17 protein-coding genes are annotated in these 17894 nt (G+C 61.3%); 12 read left to right on the forward strand and 5 right to left on the reverse strand.

The window, feature by feature from the left end:
- Nucleotides 1–13 precede the first annotated feature (13 nt).
- Genes IF199_RS05605 through IF199_RS05615 form a run of 3 tightly spaced genes read left to right on the forward strand, consistent with a single transcriptional unit; the run spans nucleotide 14 to nucleotide 2590 of the window.
- Nucleotides 14–1291: a flavohemoglobin expression-modulating QEGLA motif protein gene (locus tag IF199_RS05605; protein ID WP_102621445.1), complete on the forward strand. Its 1278-nt coding sequence runs from the start codon at nucleotides 14–16 to the stop codon at nucleotides 1289–1291.
- A gap of 58 nt (nucleotides 1292–1349) precedes the next feature.
- Nucleotides 1350–2264, forward strand: a complete 915-nt coding sequence (locus IF199_RS05610) for an alpha/beta hydrolase (protein WP_192559890.1) — start codon at nucleotides 1350–1352, stop codon at nucleotides 2262–2264.
- Nucleotides 2261–2590, forward strand: coding sequence for a PA3694 family proteiin (locus tag IF199_RS05615; RefSeq protein WP_096819658.1), 330 nt, complete (start codon nucleotides 2261–2263; stop codon nucleotides 2588–2590). The genes IF199_RS05610 and IF199_RS05615 overlap by 4 nt, the downstream gene beginning before the upstream one ends.
- A 64-nt stretch (nucleotides 2591–2654) precedes the next feature.
- On the opposite strand, the gene lptF is transcribed toward IF199_RS05615, so the two are convergent.
- The 3 genes from lptF to IF199_RS05630 form a co-directional block, all read right to left on the reverse strand.
- Entirely contained in the window at nucleotides 2655–3443 is a 789-nt protein-coding gene (gene lptF, locus IF199_RS05620; protein ID WP_192559891.1) for a lipotoxin F family OmpA-related lipoprotein LptF, read from the reverse strand.
- A gap of 55 nt (nucleotides 3444–3498) precedes the next feature.
- Nucleotides 3499–3903, reverse strand: a complete 405-nt coding sequence (locus IF199_RS05625; RefSeq protein ID WP_102621443.1) for a DUF4398 domain-containing protein — start codon at nucleotides 3901–3903, stop codon at nucleotides 3499–3501.
- Between the two features lie 274 nt (nucleotides 3904–4177).
- A complete protein-coding gene (locus IF199_RS05630) occupies nucleotides 4178–4522 on the reverse strand; it encodes a pilin assembly protein (protein ID WP_096819655.1) in 345 nt (114 codons plus the stop codon).
- Between the two features lie 214 nt (nucleotides 4523–4736).
- Here IF199_RS05630 and ppc point away from each other — a divergent pair, with 214 nt between their 5' ends.
- From ppc to IF199_RS05660, 6 genes are all read left to right on the forward strand, one after another.
- Complete coding sequence (gene ppc, locus IF199_RS05635; protein WP_102621453.1) at nucleotides 4737–7367, forward strand: phosphoenolpyruvate carboxylase; 2631 nt, start codon at nucleotides 4737–4739, stop codon at nucleotides 7365–7367.
- 300 nt (nucleotides 7368–7667) lie between these two features.
- Nucleotides 7668–8315, forward strand: a complete 648-nt coding sequence (gene adk, locus IF199_RS05640; protein ID WP_192559892.1) for an adenylate kinase — start codon at nucleotides 7668–7670, stop codon at nucleotides 8313–8315.
- 94 nt (nucleotides 8316–8409) lie between these two features.
- Nucleotides 8410–9084 (forward strand): tRNA (adenosine(37)-N6)-threonylcarbamoyltransferase complex dimerization subunit type 1 TsaB, encoded by a 675-nt coding sequence (tsaB, locus tag IF199_RS05645; RefSeq protein WP_192559893.1) that lies wholly within the window; start codon nucleotides 8410–8412, stop codon nucleotides 9082–9084.
- A 173-nt stretch (nucleotides 9085–9257) separates the two neighbouring features.
- The gene (locus IF199_RS05650) at nucleotides 9258–9566 is read left to right on the forward strand and encodes a hypothetical protein (RefSeq protein ID WP_102621442.1); all 309 of its coding nucleotides are present in this window, start codon (nucleotides 9258–9260) and stop codon (nucleotides 9564–9566) included.
- A complete protein-coding gene (locus IF199_RS05655; protein ID WP_192559894.1) occupies nucleotides 9566–10426 on the forward strand; it encodes a DUF72 domain-containing protein in 861 nt (286 codons plus the stop codon). Before IF199_RS05650 ends, IF199_RS05655 begins: the two co-directional genes overlap by 1 nt.
- Nucleotides 10427–10459: 33 nt before the next feature.
- The gene (locus IF199_RS05660; protein WP_192559895.1) at nucleotides 10460–11296 is read left to right on the forward strand and encodes an isocitrate lyase/PEP mutase family protein; all 837 of its coding nucleotides are present in this window, start codon (nucleotides 10460–10462) and stop codon (nucleotides 11294–11296) included.
- Nucleotides 11297–11308: 12 nt separating this feature from the next.
- Here the strand turns inward: IF199_RS05660 and IF199_RS05665 are convergent, their stop codons facing one another.
- Nucleotides 11309–11923, reverse strand: a complete 615-nt coding sequence (locus IF199_RS05665) for an energy transducer TonB (protein WP_102621439.1) — start codon at nucleotides 11921–11923, stop codon at nucleotides 11309–11311.
- Nucleotides 11924–12016: 93 nt separating this feature from the next.
- Here IF199_RS05665 and IF199_RS05670 point away from each other — a divergent pair, with 93 nt between their 5' ends.
- On the forward strand, nucleotides 12017–12799 hold the full coding sequence (locus IF199_RS05670) for a class I SAM-dependent methyltransferase (protein ID WP_425220359.1): 783 nt from the start codon (nucleotides 12017–12019) through the stop codon (nucleotides 12797–12799).
- A 45-nt stretch (nucleotides 12800–12844) separates the two neighbouring features.
- Here IF199_RS05670 and IF199_RS05675 read toward each other — a convergent pair whose 3' ends face one another.
- A complete protein-coding gene (locus tag IF199_RS05675) occupies nucleotides 12845–13480 on the reverse strand; it encodes a TetR/AcrR family transcriptional regulator (RefSeq protein WP_102621438.1) in 636 nt (211 codons plus the stop codon).
- Between the two features lie 94 nt (nucleotides 13481–13574).
- Between IF199_RS05675 and IF199_RS05680 the strand changes: the two genes are divergently transcribed.
- Nucleotides 13575–14675, forward strand: a complete 1101-nt coding sequence (locus IF199_RS05680; protein WP_096819646.1) for an efflux RND transporter periplasmic adaptor subunit — start codon at nucleotides 13575–13577, stop codon at nucleotides 14673–14675.
- A 6-nt stretch (nucleotides 14676–14681) separates the two neighbouring features.
- Entirely contained in the window at nucleotides 14682–17750 is a 3069-nt protein-coding gene (locus IF199_RS05685; protein ID WP_102621436.1) for an efflux RND transporter permease subunit, read from the forward strand.
- Nucleotides 17751–17894: the final 144 nt, after the last annotated feature.

Here is a 17894-nt window from a genome sequence, read left to right on the forward strand (position 1 = left end):
ACAGGAGTTTCGGGTGGACGATTACCAGCAGACGATACGCACGCTGTCCGATCGCATTGTGCTGGCGCAGACGCCGATTCGCGTCCTTGACGCAGTCAAGTGGGACGAGAACATCCGCAAGGGTTTTCTCAAGGCCAAGGGCAAGGAATTGCCGGCGGTGGATCGCGACTACTACCTCAACCGGCCGCTGTCCTTCGATTCGAGCAAGGTGAAGCTGGAATTCCAGAACATCGAGCGCGACATCACCCGCCAGCTCGGCCAGTTCAACCCGGTCGGCCAGATCATGCGTCGCATGTGCAAGGAATACCGGATGGTGGTGCGCATGCTCGAAGCGCGTGGCACCGAGGATTTCGGCCTGATTTCCCAGGAACTGTACGGCGCTGCGTCCGATGCGTTCCACGCCGGTGACCCGACCCTGGCCGACCTTGGCCTGATGATGTCGGACTACCTGAACAACATCGACGGTCGTGGCGACCTGAAGGACGAACCGAAGATCCTCACCGCCAAGGATGCCGTGCACCTGCTGCAAACCCGCCTGAACAAGGTGTTCGGCGAGGCCGAGGAAACCATCCGCGTGTTCGAGTCCGACGGGATCGTCGCCGACGCGGCGGCGGGCGCCGACTACATCAAGATCCGCACCGACGCGATGTTCAACGACCGCGACGTGCGCGCGCTGGAAGTCCACGAAGGCCTGGTGCACGTCGGCACCACGCTCAACGGTCTGAACCAGCCGATCTGCACCTTCCTGTCCAAGGGCCCGCCCTCGTCGACCGTGACTCAGGAAGGCCTGGCGATCCTGATGGAAATCATCACGTTCGCCTCCTACCCGAGCCGCTTGCGCAAACTGACCAACCGCACTCGCGCCATTCACATGGTCGAGGAGGGCGCGGACTTCCTGCAGATCTTCGAGTTCTTCCGCGAGCAGGGCTTTGAAATGGCCGAAAGCTATGGCAATGCCAGTCGGGTTTTCCGGGGATCGACGCCGACCGGTCTGCCATTCACCAAAGACTTGTCCTACCTCAAGGGCTTCATCATGGTTTACAACTACATTCAGTTGGCCGTGCGCAAGGGCAAGCTTGAGCAGATCCCGCTGTTGTTCTGCGGCAAGACCACCCTTGAGGACATGCGAACCCTGCGTCAGCTGGTGGACGAAGGCCTGGTGGTACCGCCGAAGTATCTGCCGGACCAGTTCCGCGACATGAACGCGTTGTCGGCGTGGATGTGCTTCTCCAACTTCCTCAATCACTTGAGCCTGGACCGGATCGAGGCCGATTACTCGAACATCCTGTAGCCCCCTTGAACGTTCCCACGCGGTGCGTGGGAACCCGAATTTCGCGAGGTTTCAACGGATGAGAATCCTCGGCATCTTCTGCCTGCTCCTGATCCTCGGCGGTTGCAGCTCTTTGCTGTTCTACCCCGAGCCGGGCCAGTTGTTCACCCCGGAGAGGGCCAAACTCGAATACCGCACCGTCACCCTGACCACCGCCGACGGCCTCAAGTTGAACGCCTGGTGGCTGCCGGCCAAACCGGGTGTCGAGGTCAAGGGCACGGTCCTGCACCTGCACGGCAACGGCGGCAACCTGCCGATGCACTTGGGTGGGAGCTGGTGGTTGCCGAAAAACGGCTATCAAGTGTTGCTGGTGGACTATCGCGGTTACGGCTTGTCCGAGGGCGAACCGAGCCTGCCGGCGATCTATCAGGACATCGACGCCGCGTTCGCCTGGCTGGACAAGGCGCCGGAAGTCAAAGGCAAACCGCTGGTGTTGCTGGGCCAGAGCCTCGGTGGCTCGATGGCCGTGCATTGGCTGGTGCAACATCCGGAAAGACAAAAACAGCTCAAGGCGCTGGTGCTCGACGGCGTGCCCGCCAGTTACCGCAGCGTCGGCCAGTACGCCCTCAGCACCTCATGGATGACCTGGCCATTTCAGGTGCCGCTGTCGTGGCTGGTGCCGGATGGCGACAGTGCGATCAACGCGATGCCGCAACTCAACGGCGTGCCGAAACTGATCTTCCACAGCCTCGACGATCCGCTGGTGCCCCTTTCCAACGGCATCCGTCTGTATCAAGCTGCGCCGCCGCCTCGCGTGCTGCAACTGACCCGAGGTGGCCATGTGCAGACCTTCGGCGACCCGGTGTGGCGCCAGGTGATGCTGCGCTACCTCGACGATCCCGAGCACTTCAACGGCCTGCGCCGCCTCGGCGAGATCCCGAATTATCCGCCTCCCCAGAATTCTGAAGCTGAACCACCAGAGAGTCCGCAATGAGTGAAGAACGTAACGCCATCCCGCTGATCATCACCGGTATCTGCAGCATCCTCGGCACTGTTGGTGCCCTGTGGTACTACGGTTACCTGCACTTCGCCAAACCCGAGGACGCGTTGCTGCTCAACGAATTCACCATGCTCAAGACCATTCCCGGCGAAGACTACAAAGTCTCTCTGGACCCGGCGCCGCAAGTGGCGCAATGCATCGATGGCGTGCTGGTGCTGTTCGACACCGAACAGAAAGGCCTGACCGGGGTGTTGATCAACGGCCAGAAAAAGGCTGTGCGCTGCATGGGCCAGGAGACCCCGCAGAAGCTGGAAGAGTAATCCTGCGGCAAACAAAAGCCCCGCCTGATCACTCAGGCGGGGCTTTTTCGTTACCGCGTGACGCTTAGTTCGAGCTGACAGCCGAACGCGGAATTACCGGCTGGTTATCGTTGGAAATGGTCACTTCCACCCGACGGTTCATCGCACGGCCCGAGACGCTGCCGTTATCGGCCACCGGGTATTCCTTGCCATAACCCTGCGCCACGATGCGCGACGGATCGACGCCCATTTTGATCAGCGCCACCTGCACCGAAGTCGCACGACGCTCGGACAGCGACTGGTTGTAGTTCGCCGCGCCAGTGCTGTCGGTGTAGCCCTCGACGATCACTTTGCGATCAGGGTTTTCCTGAAGGAATTGCGCCAGTTTGTTGATGTTCACCAGGCCGCTGGATTTCAGGTCAGCCTTGTTGGTGGCGAACAGCACGTCACCGAAGGTCACCAGCGTACCGCGATCGGTCTGCTTGGCGTTGAGGCTGTCCTGCAACTGCTTGATCTGTTGATCGCGGGCATCCAGACGTGCCTGGGCACGTTGGGCGGAGGCGTTCTTCAGGTTGTTTTCAGCGGTGCGCAGGGCGATGGTCTGCTTGGCCACTTCCACGCGCTGGTTGGTCAGGTAGGCCAGTTGGTCAACCTTGGCCGCGTTTTCCTTGTCCAGATAAGCCTTGTCAGCCTTGTCCAGGTAATCGCTGGCGTCCTTGGTTTCCAGTGCGGCCACTTTGCTCGCCTGCGGGTTGGCCTGCAGACCGGCGTAGTTGGTGCGCGCCTGTTCCAGGTTCGGGTTCGGCGGCGTCGAGCAGGCAGCCAGGGCAACACTTGCGGCCAGCAGAGCGGGGATCATCAGTTGTTTACGCATAATCGTTCGTCCTTTCTATCGGTAAGAGATTCAGCCTTGCAGTCGGGATGCGCGCTTATTGCACGGTGCGCTGACTTTCCTGACGCAGTTCCTGAACACCTTTCTGGGCATCCTTCACAGCCAGTTCAGCCTTGGCCGCCTGAGCCTTGCGTTCTGCTACGCGAGCGTCCCACTCGGCCTGCTCGGACAGTGTGCGAGCCTCGTCATACTTCTTGTCGTGCATGGCGATTTCGGCTTGTTTGAGCTTGTCCTGTGCCTGCTTCATTTCCACGGCGGCGAATTCGGTACCGCCGGCGCTGACCGCGCTGTTGACCGCCGATTGGGTGACGGCGTACTGCTCGGTCGGTGGATTGCCGGCGCAACCGGCCAGCACGAAGCTGGTGCCGATGGCGAGAGCGGCCAGTTTCAGACCGCGCAGGTGGGAGAACGAGGTTTGGGTCTTCATGGTCTTCAACTCCATTGGTTAACTCCTTGAAAGCTTCGAAATCCATCCTGGTAGCGGAGCCGCAACCGTCATGTGCAAGTGCGTTTTGAAACGCTCGTTCCAGGCGTGGTTACCTGTTCCGACCGAAGGCTTTTTTTAAAAGTTCAGAAAAGATGGCTCATCGCCAAAAAATATTCTGACCGAATGGACAGGGCTCTAAACCGGGAACTTTGGACGTGCGCAGCGGTATCCCCGAGCCATTTCAGGCTCGGGGACAGGGCTGTTCAAGGGAGAGGAGAGGCAGGGAAAATCAGTGTTTCTGCTTACCGACGGCGGCCGATAAATCGTGCAGATGACGCCGCGACAACGCGAGAAAACGCGGCGTCGGGCCGACGTCTTCATACAGCGGATCACCTTCCTCATCGGTCGCGACCACGGTCGAACCTTTCACATACGGCAGGCTCGCTTCGAACTCTTCGAGGGCGGCGCCGATCAGCTCGCCGAGCAGTTCTTCGGCGTGGCGTTTGGGGTACATCTCGGCGATCGCGGCCAGCCGTGCGGCCGCTTCCACATCCAGATGAATCGTGTAGCCGGTCTCGGTCAGACGACCCTTGGCGGTTTCTTCCCAATGCTGGGCGAGTTCACGGATTTTCATAATGACCTCATGTCGCACCTGCTCGTGGCAGGTCTGGGTGAGTGTCCGCCGTCAGCCGGCGGCAAGCCGTTGTGGGGCTTACTGTTGAGACTAGCTTCAAGCCTCAAGGTTTAAAGTCCCTTCGTCGTCTGCTTGTAAGAAGCGTCCCAGAGCGGCACTCTCTGTTCATCTACTCACTTGCGATCCGTCACCGATTACTGCTGGAGAGATGCAGATGACCGATATTGATGCACGCTTGCGCGAAGACGTTCACCTGCTCGGTGAGCTGTTGGGCAACACCATCCGTGACCAGTACGGCGAGGCGTTTCTCGACAAGATCGAGCAGATTCGCAAGGGCGCCAAGGCCGACCGACGCGGCTCGATGGACGCTGAACTCAGTGCCAGCCTCAATCAGTTGAGCGAAGACGAATTGCTCCCGGTGGCGCGGGCGTTCAACCAGTTTCTCAACCTGGCGAACATCGCCGAGCAGTACCAGCTCATCCATCGCCGCGAAGAGTCGCAGGCCGCACCGTTCGAGTCCCGCGTGCTGCCGGAATTGCTCGCCCGCCTGCGTGAAGAAGGGCACAGCGCCGATTCCCTCGCCCGACAGTTGTCGCGACTGGAAATCGAACTGGTGCTGACCGCGCACCCGACCGAAGTGGCCCGGCGCACGCTGATCCAGAAGTACGACGCGATCGCCGCGCAACTGGCCGCTCAGGATCACCGTGACCTGACCAGCGCCGAGCGCGAGCAGATCCAGAACACCCTGCAACGTTTGATCGCCGAAGCCTGGCACACCGAAGAAATCCGCCGCACCCGGCCGACCCCGGTGGACGAGGCCAAGTGGGGTTTTGCAGTGATCGAGCACTCGCTGTGGCAGGCGATTCCCAACCATATGCGCAAGGCCGATCAGGCACTGTTCGCCGCCACGGGCCTGCGTTTGCCGCTGGAGGCTGCGCCGATCCGCTTCGCGTCGTGGATGGGCGGCGACCGTGACGGCAACCCGAATGTCACCGCTGCGGTGACTCGTGAAGTGCTGTTGCTGGCGCGCTGGATGGCAGCAGATTTGTATTTGCGCGATGTCGATCACCTGGCGGCTGAACTGTCGATGCAACAGGCCAGCGAGTCGCTCAAGGCCAAGGCCGGCGACAGCGCCGAACCCTATCGCGCCGTGCTCAAGCAATTGCGCGAGCGCCTGCGCGCCACGCGCAACTGGGCCCATGCATCTTTGGCGGCGACCACCCCGGCACCGGCCGATGTGTTGCACAACAACCGCGACCTGCTCGATCCGCTGGAGCTGTGCTACCACTCGCTGCACGAGTGCGGCATGGGCGTGATCGCTGACGGGCCGTTGCTCGATTGCTTGCGCCGGGCCGTGACCTTCGGCCTGTTCCTGGTGCGCCTCGACGTACGTCAGGATTCGTCGCGACACAGCGCGGCCATGACCGAAATCACCGATTACCTCGGCCTCGGTCGCTATGAAGACTGGGACGAAGAACAACGCATCAGCTTCCTGACCCGCGAACTGCAAAATCGTCGGCCGTTGCTGCCGGCGCATTTCAAACCCTCGGCGGACACTGCCGAAGTGCTCGCCACCTGCAAGGAAATCGCTGCCGCGCCGGGCGCTTCGCTGGGCTCCTACGTGATCTCCATGGCCGGCGCTGCCTCCGATGTATTGGCGGTGCAACTGTTGCTGAAAGAGTCCGGCGTACTGCGGCCGATGCGCGTGGTGCCGCTGTTCGAAACCCTCGCCGACCTCGACAACGCCGGCCCGGTGATCGAGCGCCTGTTGCTGCTGCCGGGTTATCGCGCGCGTCTGCAAGGCCCGCAGGAAGTGATGATCGGTTACTCCGACTCGGCCAAGGACGCCGGCACCACCGCAGCGGCCTGGGCGCAATATCGGGCGCAGGAGCGGCTGGTGGAAATCTGTCGCGAGCAGCAAGTCGAACTGCTGCTGTTCCACGGTCGCGGTGGCACCGTGGGCCGTGGTGGTGGCCCGGCTCACGCGGCGATCCTGTCGCAGCCGCCGGGTTCGGTGGCCGGGCGTTTCCGCACCACCGAGCAGGGGGAAATGATTCGATTCAAATTCGGCCTGCCGGACATCGCCGAACAAAACCTCAATCTCTATTTGGCTGCCGTGCTCGAAGCGACCCTGCTGCCACCACCGCCTCCGACGCCGGAGTGGCGGCATCTGATGGACGAATTGGCCGCCGACGGTGTCGCCGCTTACCGTGCAGTGGTGCGGGAGAATCCACAGTTTGTCGAGTATTTCCGCCAGTCGACGCCGGAGCAGGAGTTGGGGCGTTTGCCGTTGGGCAGCCGTCCGGCCAAGCGCCGAGCTGGCGGCATTGAAAGCCTGCGGGCGATTCCGTGGATCTTCGGCTGGACCCAGACACGCTTGATGCTGCCGGCCTGGCTCGGTTGGGAAACCGCGTTGAGCAAGGCACTGGCGCGTGGCGAAGGCGAATTGCTGGGGCAGATGCGCGAGCAGTGGCCGTTTTTCCGCACCCGCATCGACATGCTGGAGATGGTGCTGGCCAAGGCTGACGCCGACATTGCGCTGTCCTACGACGAGCGACTGGTTGAGTCGGACTTGTTACCTTTGGGTGTGCACTTACGCGACCTATTGTCGCAGGCATGTTCCGTGGTCCTCGGCCTGACCGGTCAGTCGCAACTGCTGGCACATAGCCCGGACACCCTCGAATTCATCCGTCTGCGCAACACCTATCTCGACCCGCTGCATCTATTGCAGGCTGAGCTGCTGGCGCGTTCGCGGCAGCAGAATGTCGAGCAGGGCAGCCCGGTGGAACAGGCGTTGCTGGTGTCTGTGGCGGGGATTGCCGCCGGTTTGCGAAATACCGGCTAAGGTTTTCTGCGTGGGGCGGGGCACCCGGGGCAAGCGTCGGGTGCCGTTTATCAATCGTGGGAAAAATGCGGTCAGGCGACAGTTAGTGATGGGGTTGCGACTTGGGGAACCGCGTCGCAAGGTCGCGGCAGGCGCCGGTTTCTCCGACTTTTGGCGTCTTGTGTGGGCGCAGCCTGCTGTGTATCTTGGTCAGCCTCTGGCCGTTTGGGCGGTCACGACCCTATTTCCAGGATTTCGCCCCATGAGGCGAATCCGTTGTTTTGCAAAAGCTTTTTATAAAAAAATTGAGGAGCACATCTAATGCGCGTCATTCTGCTGGGAGCTCCCGGGGCCGGTAAAGGTACTCAGGCTAAGTTCATCACCGAGAAATTCGGCATCCCGCAAATCTCCACCGGCGACATGCTGCGTGCTGCGGTCAAGGCCGGCACTCCGCTGGGCGTTCAAGCCAAGAGCATCATGGATGCCGGCGGCCTGGTGTCGGATGACCTGATCATCGCACTGGTCAAGGACCGCATCGCTCAGTCTGACTGCGCCAACGGTTTCCTGTTCGACGGTTTCCCGCGCACCATTCCTCAGGCTGAAGCGCTGGTGACTGCCGGTGTCGAGCTGGATGCCGTGGTTGAAATCGCTGTTGAAGACGAAGAAATCGTTCAGCGTATCGCTGGCCGTCGCGTTCACGAGGCCAGCGGTCGCGTGTACCACATCGTCTACAACCCGCCGAAAATTGCCGGTAAAGACGACATCACCGGTGAAGAGCTGGTGCAGCGCAAGGACGACACCGAAGAAACCGTGCGTCATCGCCTGTCGGTCTACCACTCGCAGACCAAGCCGCTGGTGGATTTCTACCAGAAGCTGTCGGCTGCCAATGGCAAGCCGAAGTACAGCCATATCCCGGGTGTCGGTTCGGTTGAAGCGATCACCGCCAAGGTTCTTGAAGCGCTGAGCTGAAAAACCTGATCCGCTGCATCATCCACGGCCCGCTTGCGGGCCGTAGTTGTTTATACTGGCGCACTTTTTCCCCACCTGATTTACGGACACATCGATGAGCACCTTGCTGGCCCTGGACACCGCGACTGAAGCTTGCTCCGTTGCCTTGCTGCATGACGGCAAGGTCACGAGCCATTACGAGGTGATCCCGCGCCTGCACGCGCAGAAACTGCTGCCGATGATCCAGCAACTGCTGGCCGACGCCGGCACCACGCTGCAAGCCGTGGACGCTATCGCCTTCGGTCGTGGCCCGGGCGCTTTCACCGGTGTGCGCATCGCCATCGGCGTGGTGCAAGGCCTGGCATTTGCGCTGGATCGCCCTGTGTTGCCGGTGTCGAACCTGGCGGTGCTGGCGCAACGTGCTTATCGCGAATACGGCGTGAGCCAGGTCGCGGCGGCCATCGATGCGCGCATGGATGAAGTGTATTGGGGCTGCTATCGCGAGACGGCAGGGGAGATGCGTCTGGTCGGCACCGAAGCGGTGTTGCCGCCGGAAGTCGCCGCGCTGCCGGACGATGCGACTGGCGACTGGTTCGGTGCCGGCACCGGTTGGGGCTACGGCGAGCGCATCGCGGTCAATCTGATCGGCTCCGACGCGGGCATGCTGCCCCATGCCGAAGACCTGCTGACGCTGGCCCGCTTCGCTTGGGAGCGCGGTGAGTCGATCCCTGCAGACGACGCCCAGCCGGTTTACCTGCGCGATAAAGTGGCCACCCCGAAAGCCCGCTGAAGACAATCACCCTGTGGCATTCGCCACAGGGTCCCGCCAGTTCCTGCCAACCGTCAGTTTCCAACGCCCCGCTTTAAACCTTTTGTCTTTTATGTGTTCTAGTTATCACTCGGCGATTTGCTAAGTCGGTCAGGTGCCGCTAAATTGCCATCATCGATACCGAGCATGACTTTATGCGTATAGACGGCGTTTCCACTCAGTCCTACCCCATCAAGCGCAAGCCTCGCAAAGGCAATCCGGCGCTGGATGAGTCCGTCGAGGATATCGACGGCGAGCTGGAATTCCCCACCGAGGCGCAACTGGCCGCTCGTGCTGCCAAAAACGCTGCGCAACGCCTGAGCAATCTGCCCGCCCGCCAACAAGACATGATTTATCACCGTGCGATGAAGAAAAGCGTGGCCATGGCCTTGGCCAGCTACCTGAGCACCGCCGGTTTTGTCGATTGGGACGCAGACGTGCTGGGCCTCGACCTTTACATCTGATGGATCTGCCTTACTACCTCGGCTGCCCGTCCTGGAGTGAAAACGCCTGGCGCGAGTATCTGTATCCGGTAGACGCCAAGACCTCTGATTTCCTCGGTCTCTATTCGCAAGTGTTCAACGCCGTGGAAGGCAACACGACCTTCTATGCCAGCCCCTCGCCGGCCACCGTGCAGCGTTGGGCCGAGGTCATGCCCGAGCACTTTCGCTTCACCGCAAAATTCCCCGGCGACATCAGCCATAGCGGCGATCTGCGCGATCAACTGACCGCCGCTGAAACCTTTATCCAGTTACTCAGCCCTCTCGGCGAGCGTGTGTCGCCGCTGTGGCTGCAACTGTCGAAAAGCTTCACTCCGCAACGTCTGCCAGAGCTCGCAGCCTTCATCGACGCGTTTGATCGGCCATTGGCGGTGGAAGTGCGGCACGAACAGTTCTTCGCCAAGGGCGAAAGCGAACGCCTGCTCAATCGTCTGCTGCTGGATCGCGGTGTGGAGCGCATCTGCCTCGATCCGCGCGCGTTGTTCAGTTGTCTGTCCACCGAGTCTTCGGTGATCCACGCCCAATCGAAAAAGCCCCGGGTGCCAACCCGTCCGGCAGCGTTCACCCAGTTTCCGCAGGTGCGCTTCATCGGCCATCCCGAGCTTGAAGCCAATGACCCGTTCCTGGTGCCGTGGGTGGCGAAAATCGCCGAGTGGATCGAAGAAGGGCGCACGCCGTATATCTTCCTGCACACCGCCGATAACCTTCTGGCGGCGAAGCTCGCGCAACGTTTCCATGCACAACTGATGCAACGTTTGCCTGGCCTGCCGTCCCTGCCTGAGCTATACAGAGAGCCCGCTGCCGAGCAACTTGGCCTGCTCTGAGGCGGATTTTTTTTCCTGCCCAGGAGCCTGCCGATGGACGCCCAAGCCCGCAAAGAACAAGCCCGTAAAGCCGAAGCCTTCAAAGCCCTGCATGAACGTCCCGGGATTTTCGTGATTCCCAATCCGTGGGACGCAGGTTCGGCGAAGATGCTGGCCAGTCTGGGCTACCAGGCGTTGGCGACCACCAGTGCCGGTTATGCGTTTTCCCAGGGCAAACCCGATGGCGCTTTGGGGCTCGAACAGACTCTGGACAATGTTCGGGCAATTGCCGCAGCCACGGATCTGCCGGTGGCGGTGGACCTGGAAAACGGTTTTGCCGACGCGCCGGCTGAATCGGCACAAAGTCTGCTTCGCGCAGCTGAAGCGGGTGCGGTGGGTGGTTCGATCGAAGATGCCACTGGCCGTCCGGACGCTCCGATCTACTGTTTCGAACACGCGGTGGCGCGGATCGAAGCCGCCGTCGCAGCGGTGCGCACGCTGCCGTTTCCCTTCACCCTGACGGCCCGCGCGGAAAACTACCTGCACGGCAATCCGGACATCAACGACACCATTCGCCGTTTGCAGGCGTTCGCCGAGGCTGGCGCCGACGTGCTCTACGCTCCGGGCCTGAGGACGGCTGAAGAGGTCCTGGCGGTGGTGCGCGCAGTCGCGCCGAAACCGGTCAACGTGTTGATGTCCGGTGGCCTGAAACTGACCGTGCAGCAACTGGAAGAAATGGGCGTGCGGCGCATCAGCACCGGTTCGGCGCTGGCACTGGCGGCGTTTGGCGAGTTTTTCCGGGCTGCCGAGGAAATCCAGCAATCGGGCACGTTCGGCTTCACTTCGCGTTCGATGCCGTACGCCAAGGCCAATCAGTTTTTCAAAGGCTAAGGAGAGGCGGGATCAGGCGGCGATGCGCAGGTTCTGCTGAACGATCGGGCGCACCCAGCCGTTATCGAAGTCCAGCGCTTTCTGTTGTTCGACGATTTCTTCCGGCGGGAACGGCGGGTAAGGCTGCAGCAGATCCAGGTCGAACTCGGCAATCGGCAGGTACAACGGCTTTTTCTGCGGGGCAGGGCCCGGTTCCGGAATCGGCTGGCCGTTGTTGATCACGACCGGACGAACCCAGCTGCTGTCGAAATCCTGCTGCTTTTGCTGAGTCTTGATGGCTTCCGGCGGGAACGGAGGGTATGGCTCGGCCAGTGTCATGTCGATTTCGGCAATCGGCAGGAACAGCGGCTCAGGCGGTCGAACCGGAGTTTCCACCACGTTGCATTCGCGCTGGTCGATGATGTGGGCGTGCAGTTCACTGCCGACGGTTGGTTCTTCAGGGCTATCGAGATCAACCGGTGGGAATGTGCCGCAGGCCGGCACCACATCACTCGACTGCTCGGCCATCGCCTGGGCAAAGAAATCCTGCCACAGGTGACTGACGCCGCTCAGTGCTTGAGTGTTTTGACGGCTGAAATCGCCATGGGGCGAGATGTAGCCAATCGATGTGGGAAGAATGCCTGACATTTTTTTCGGTTGACGCTCAGCTCTGGCAAAATGCGCGTTGATTGGGTTATCGGCGGTTTTTGCCGATCCTTAACTTTTTTGAGCGTGTTTTCCATGATTGAGCAACCCGCGGCCTGCCGCATCCATGTCGAAGCCCTCGGCCCGACGTTCGAGGCGCAGGCCGAGCAGTGGGCCGAGCGCCTGAATCTGCCGTTGCAGGTGGCCGACGGCGAGTTCGCCTTGCAGGTCGGCGAGCAGGGTTTGCAACTGCAACAGCTGGGGCCGGATGCGCCGGGGCCGGTGCGGGTCGACTTCGTCGAGGGTGGCGCGGCCCATCGTCGGTTGTACGGCGGCGGTAGCGGTCAGATGATCGCCAAGGCGGTCGGCATCGCCCAGGGTGTGCGTCCGCGGGTGCTGGATGCCACGGCGGGGCTCGGGAAAGATGCGTTCGTGCTGGCGAGCCTGGGCTGCGAGATGAGCCTGATCGAGCGCCAGCCGCTGATCGGCGCCTTGCTGGAGGATGGCCTGGCCCGCGCGGCGGAAGATTTCGACGTGGCGCCGATCGTGGCGCGGATGACGCTGCTCAAGGGCAACTCCATCGACGTGATGCGTAACTGGGAGGGCGAGCCGCCGCAGGTGATCTACCTTGACCCGATGTTCCCGCACCGTGAGAAAACCGCGCTGGTGAAGAAGGAAATGCGCCTGTTCCGTCCGCTGGTGGGCGATGATCCGGATGCACCGGCCCTGCTGGAAGCGGCGTTGGCGCTGGCCACGCATCGGGTGGTGGTCAAGCGCCCGCGCAAGGCGCCGTGCATCGAAGGGCCGAAGCCGAGTCACGCGCTGGACGGCAAGTCCAGTCGCTATGACATTTACCCGAAGAAAGCGCTCAAGGCCTGAGTCGCCGCATAAGAAAATCCCACGCATGGCGTGGGATTTTTGTTTTCAGGGGCGATAGGCCCGCATGAACAGCTCGACCACTTCCTGCACGTGGCTTTCCGCCGCCTCGCCCGTCAGTGGTTCACCGCAGCCGTACAGCAGCCGGAAATTCCCCGCGCCCTTGATCAGGCAGAAGAAGTGCTCGGCGGCGTTGTGCGGGTTGTCGATGCTCAGCACGCCGGTTTCATGAATCCGCCGCAGTAAGCGCTCCATGCCTTGCACCATGCGCTGGGGACCGGCCTCGAAGAAGATCAGCGACAGCTTCGGATCCTGACTGCCCAGCGCCATGATCAGGCGATGCAGGTTCACCGACTCGTTGCTGTTGATCAGGTGATGAAAGCCTCTGGCAATGTTCAGCAACACATTTTCCACCGCGATGCCGTCCGGCAATTCGAAGAACAGCGGCGGCAATTGCTCCTCGCATTTGGCGACGACGGCGGCAGAAAACAGCGTTTCCTTGTCATTGAAATGGCTGTAGACCGTCAGCTTCGACACGCCAGCCTCGGCGGCCACCGCGTCCATGCTGGTGTTGGCATAGCCGTGACTCAGGAACAGGATTTTCGCCGCTTCGAGAATCGCCTGGCGCTTGGCCGGATCCTTCGGGCGGCCGGGGCCGTTTGGAGCTGAAAGATTGTTCGACATTCTTCGCTTTTAATACTGGACTGGTGAGTTTGCTATTAATAACATACCGGTCAGTATAATTATTCCAAGCCTCCTTAGCGAAAGGTCCTTCACCATGTTCCGCCATGCGTTGTCCTTTGCGGTGCCAGTCACTCTGGCGTTCTTATTGTCGGCATGTGGCAAGGAAGAGGTGACGCAAGTCAGCGTGCGACCGGCCATGGTGGTGCAGCCAGAGCCTTCGGCGCAGGCGATGGAAAGTTATCCGGGCGAGGTTCGTGCCCGGTATGAACCGGATCTGGCGTTCCGTATCGGTGGCAAAGTCAGCCGACGACTGGTCGAGGAAGGCCAGCGCGTGAAGGCCGATCAGCCCCTGGCCGAGCTCGATCCGCAGGACGTACGCCTGCAACTGGAGGCGACCCGCGCCCAGGTCACCGCCGCCGAAGCCAATCTGAATCTGGTGCGCGCCGAGCGTGACCGCTACAAGACTTTGATGGAACGGCAGATGGTCAGCCGCTCAGCGTACGACAACGCCGAAAACCTCTACCGCTCCGGCGAAGCCCGCCTCAAACAGATCAAAGCCGAATTCAACGTCTCGACCAATCAGGCCAGTTACGCCGTGCTGCGTGCGCCACAGGATGGCGTGGTCGCCAAACGCTCGGTAGAGGTCGGACAAGTGGTCGCCGCCGGGCAGACCGTTTTCACCCTCGCCACCGATGGTGAGCGTGAAGTACTGATCAGCCTGCCGGAACAGAGCTTCGGTCGCTTCAAGGTCGGCCAGCCAGTGTCGGTGGAGCTGTGGACTCAACAGAACCAGCGCTTCGCCGGGCAGATCCGCGAACTGTCGCCGGCCGCCGATCCGAAATCCCGCACCTTCGCCGCGCGCATTTCATTCACCGCCGGCAAAGTCCCGGCAGAACTCGGCCAGAGCGCCCGGGTATTCGTGCAGACCGCCGACGTAATCCCGCTGTCGGTGCCGCTCTCGGCCCTGACCGCCGAAAACGGCGCGACCTATGTCTGGGTCGTCAGCGCCAACAACACCTTGAAAAAGACGCCCGTGCGCATCGGTCCGTTCGGTGAGAAAACCGTGCCGGTGCTCGAAGGCCTCAACGCCAGCGACTGGGTAGTGGCCGCCGGCGTGCATGTGCTGCTGGAAGGGCAGCAGGTGCGTCCCGTGGATCGCTCCAACCGTGTGGTCAATCTGGCGGACAAGGAGTAAGGCCCGATGCGCTTCAACCTTTCCGAATGGGCGCTGCGTAATCGCCAGATCGTACTGTTCCTGATGCTTCTGCTGGCCATCGTCGGCGCCTTGTCCTACACCAAGCTGGGGCAGAGTGAAGACCCGCCGTTCACCTTCAAGGCCATGGTCATCCAGACCCGCTGGCCGGGCGCCACGGCGCAGGAAGTCTCGCGTCAGGTCACCGAGCGCATCGAAAAGAAACTGATGGAAACCGGCGAGTACGAACGCATTGTCTCGTTCTCCCGTCCCGGCGAATCCCAGGTCACGTTCATTGCCCGCGACTCGATGCATTCGGTGGAAATTCCAGACCTCTGGTATCAGGTGCGCAAGAAGGTCAGCGACATCCGCCAGACCCTCCCGCCGGGGATTCAGGGCCCCTTTTTCAACGATGAATTCGGTACCACGTTCGGCAATATCTATGCGCTGACCGGCGACGGTTTCGACTACGCCGTGCTCAAGGATTATGCCGACCGCATCCAGATCCAGCTGCAGCGGGTCAAGGATGTGGGCAAGGTCGATCTGCTCGGGCTGCAGGACGAGAAGATCTGGGTCGAGCTGTCCAACGTCAAACTCGCCACGCTCGGCCTGCCATTGGCGGCAGTGCAGCAGGCGCTGGAAGAACAGAACGCGGTATCCACCGCCGGGTTCTTCGAAACCGGCAGCGAGCGATTGCAGCTACGGGTCTCGGGGAATTTTCAGACAGTCGACGAGATCAGAAACTTCCCGATCCGCGTCGGTGATCGTACGTTCCGTATCTCCGATGTCGCCGATGTGCGGCGCGGTTTCAACGATCCGCCGGCGCCGCGCATGCGCTTCATGGGCGAAGACGCGATCGGGCTTGCGGTGGCGATGAAGGACGGCGGCGACATTCTGGTGCTGGGCAAGGCCCTGGAAGTCGAATTCTCCCGCATCCAGAAAAACCTGCCGGCCGGCATGCAGTTGCGCAAGGTGTCCGATCAGCCGGCGGCGGTGAAAAGTGGCGTCGGTGAGTTCGTCCAGGTGTTGGTTGAAGCGCTGGCCATCGTGTTGCTGGTGAGCTTCTTCTCCCTCGGCGTGCGCACCGGCATGGTGGTGGCGCTGACCATTCCGCTGGTGCTGGCGATGACGTTCGCCTGCATGTATTACCTCGGTATCGGCCTGCACAAGATTTCCCTCGGCGCGCTGGTGCTGGCGTTGGGCTTGCTGGTGGACGACGCGATCATTGCCGTGGAAATGATGGCAATCAAAATGGAGCAGGGTTTCGACCGGATCAAGGCGGCCAGTTACGCCTGGACCAGCACTGCATTCCCGATGCTCACCGGTACGCTGATCACCGCCGCAGGCTTCCTGCCGATTGCCACCGCGCAGTCCGGCACCGGCGAATACACCCGCTCGATCTTCCAGGTCGTCACCATTGCGTTGCTCGCTTCCTGGGTGGCGGCGGTGATGTTTGTGCCATACCTCGGGGAAAAACTCCTGCCGGATCTGGCGAAAATTCACGCCGCCAAACACGGTTCGGGGGACGGACATCCGGACCCTTATGCCACACCGTTTTACCAGCGGGTTCGACGGCTGGTGGAATGGTGCGTGCGTCGGCGCAAAACGGTGATCGTGCTGACGGTGGGGCTGTTCGTCGCCTCGGTGATGCTGTTCAAGTTCGTCCCGCAGCAGTTCTTCCCGGCCTCCAACCGGCTGGAGCTGATGGTCGATCTGAAACTGGCCGAAGGCGCTTCGCTGGCCAACACCACCGCCGAGGTCAAGCGACTGGAAGCGATGCTCAAGGATCACGCCGGCATCGACAATTACGTGGCCTACGTCGGCACCGGATCGCCGCGTTTCTACCTGCCGCTGGATCAACAACTGCCGGCGGCGAGCTTCGCCCAGTTCGTCGTGCTGGCGAAAACCATCGAGGAGCGTGAAGCGCTGCGTACGTGGCTGATCGATACCTTGAACGAGCAATTCCCGGCCCTGCGCTCGCGGGTCACGCGGCTGGAAAACGGCCCACCGGTCGGTTATCCGGTGCAGTTCCGCGTCACCGGCGAGCACATCGAGGAAGTCCGCGCATTGGCACGCAAGGTCGCGGCCAAGGTTCGCGAGAATCCGCATGTGGTGAACGTGCATCTGGACTGGGAAGAGCCGAGCAAGGTCGTGTACCTGAACATCGATCAGGATCGCGCCCGGGCACTGGGTGTGAGCACGGCGAATCTGGCGAAATTCCTCCAGAGTTCGTTGACCGGTTCCAGCGTCAGCCAGTACCGCGAAGACAACGAATTGATTGAAATCCTCCTGCGCGGCACCGTGCATGAACGCACCGAACTTTCGCTGCTGCCGAGTCTGGCAGTACCGACCGACAACGGCCGCAGCGTTGCGCTGTCGCAGATTGCCACGCTGGAATATGGCTTCGAGGAAGGCATCATCTGGCACCGCAACCGGCTGCCGACCGTGACCGTGCGTGCGGACATTTACGGCAAGGAGCAGCCGGCGTCGCTGGTCAAACAGATCATGCCGACCCTCGATCCGATTCGCGCTGAATTGCCTGACGGTTATCTGCTGGATGTCGGCGGTACGGTGGAGGATTCCGAGCGTGGGCAGAAGTCGGTGAATGCCGGTGTGCCGATGTTCATTGTCGTGGTGCTGACGTTGCTGATGGTGCAACTGCGCAGTTTCTCGCGCACGGCGATGGTGTTTCTGACGGCGCCGCTGGGGTTGATCGGGGTGACGCTGTTTCTGTTGGTATTCCGTCAGCCGTTCGGGTTTGTGGCGATGCTCGGGACGATTGCGTTGTCGGGGATGATCATGCGCAACTCGGTGATTCTGGTGGATCAGATCGAGCAGGATATTGCGGCGGGGCTCAGGCCTTGGCAGGCAATTATCGAGGCGACGGTGCGCCGGTTCCGGCCGATTGTGTTGACGGCGCTGGCGGCGGTGCTGGCGATGATTCCGTTGTCGCGCAGTGTGTTTTTCGGGCCGATGGCGGTGGCGATCATGGGGGGGTTGATTGTGGCGACGGCTCTGACGCTTTTGTTTTTGCCGGCGTTGTATGCGGCTTGGTTCCGGGTGCGTAAGGAGGTTTGATTTTGTTTGAGCGTGGCGGCCTTTGGGCCGGCCATGCTCTGGGTGTTCTTTGTGAATATCCGTTGCTTCGGGTGCTGCCGCTGGCGGTTCCGCTCTTACAGCGGCTCACTTTTTCAAACGCCAAAAAGTAAGCAAAAGGCTGGG

The sequence above is a fragment of the Pseudomonas allokribbensis genome (assembly GCF_014863605.1).
Lineage (GTDB): Bacteria > Pseudomonadota > Gammaproteobacteria > Pseudomonadales > Pseudomonadaceae > Aquipseudomonas > Aquipseudomonas allokribbensis.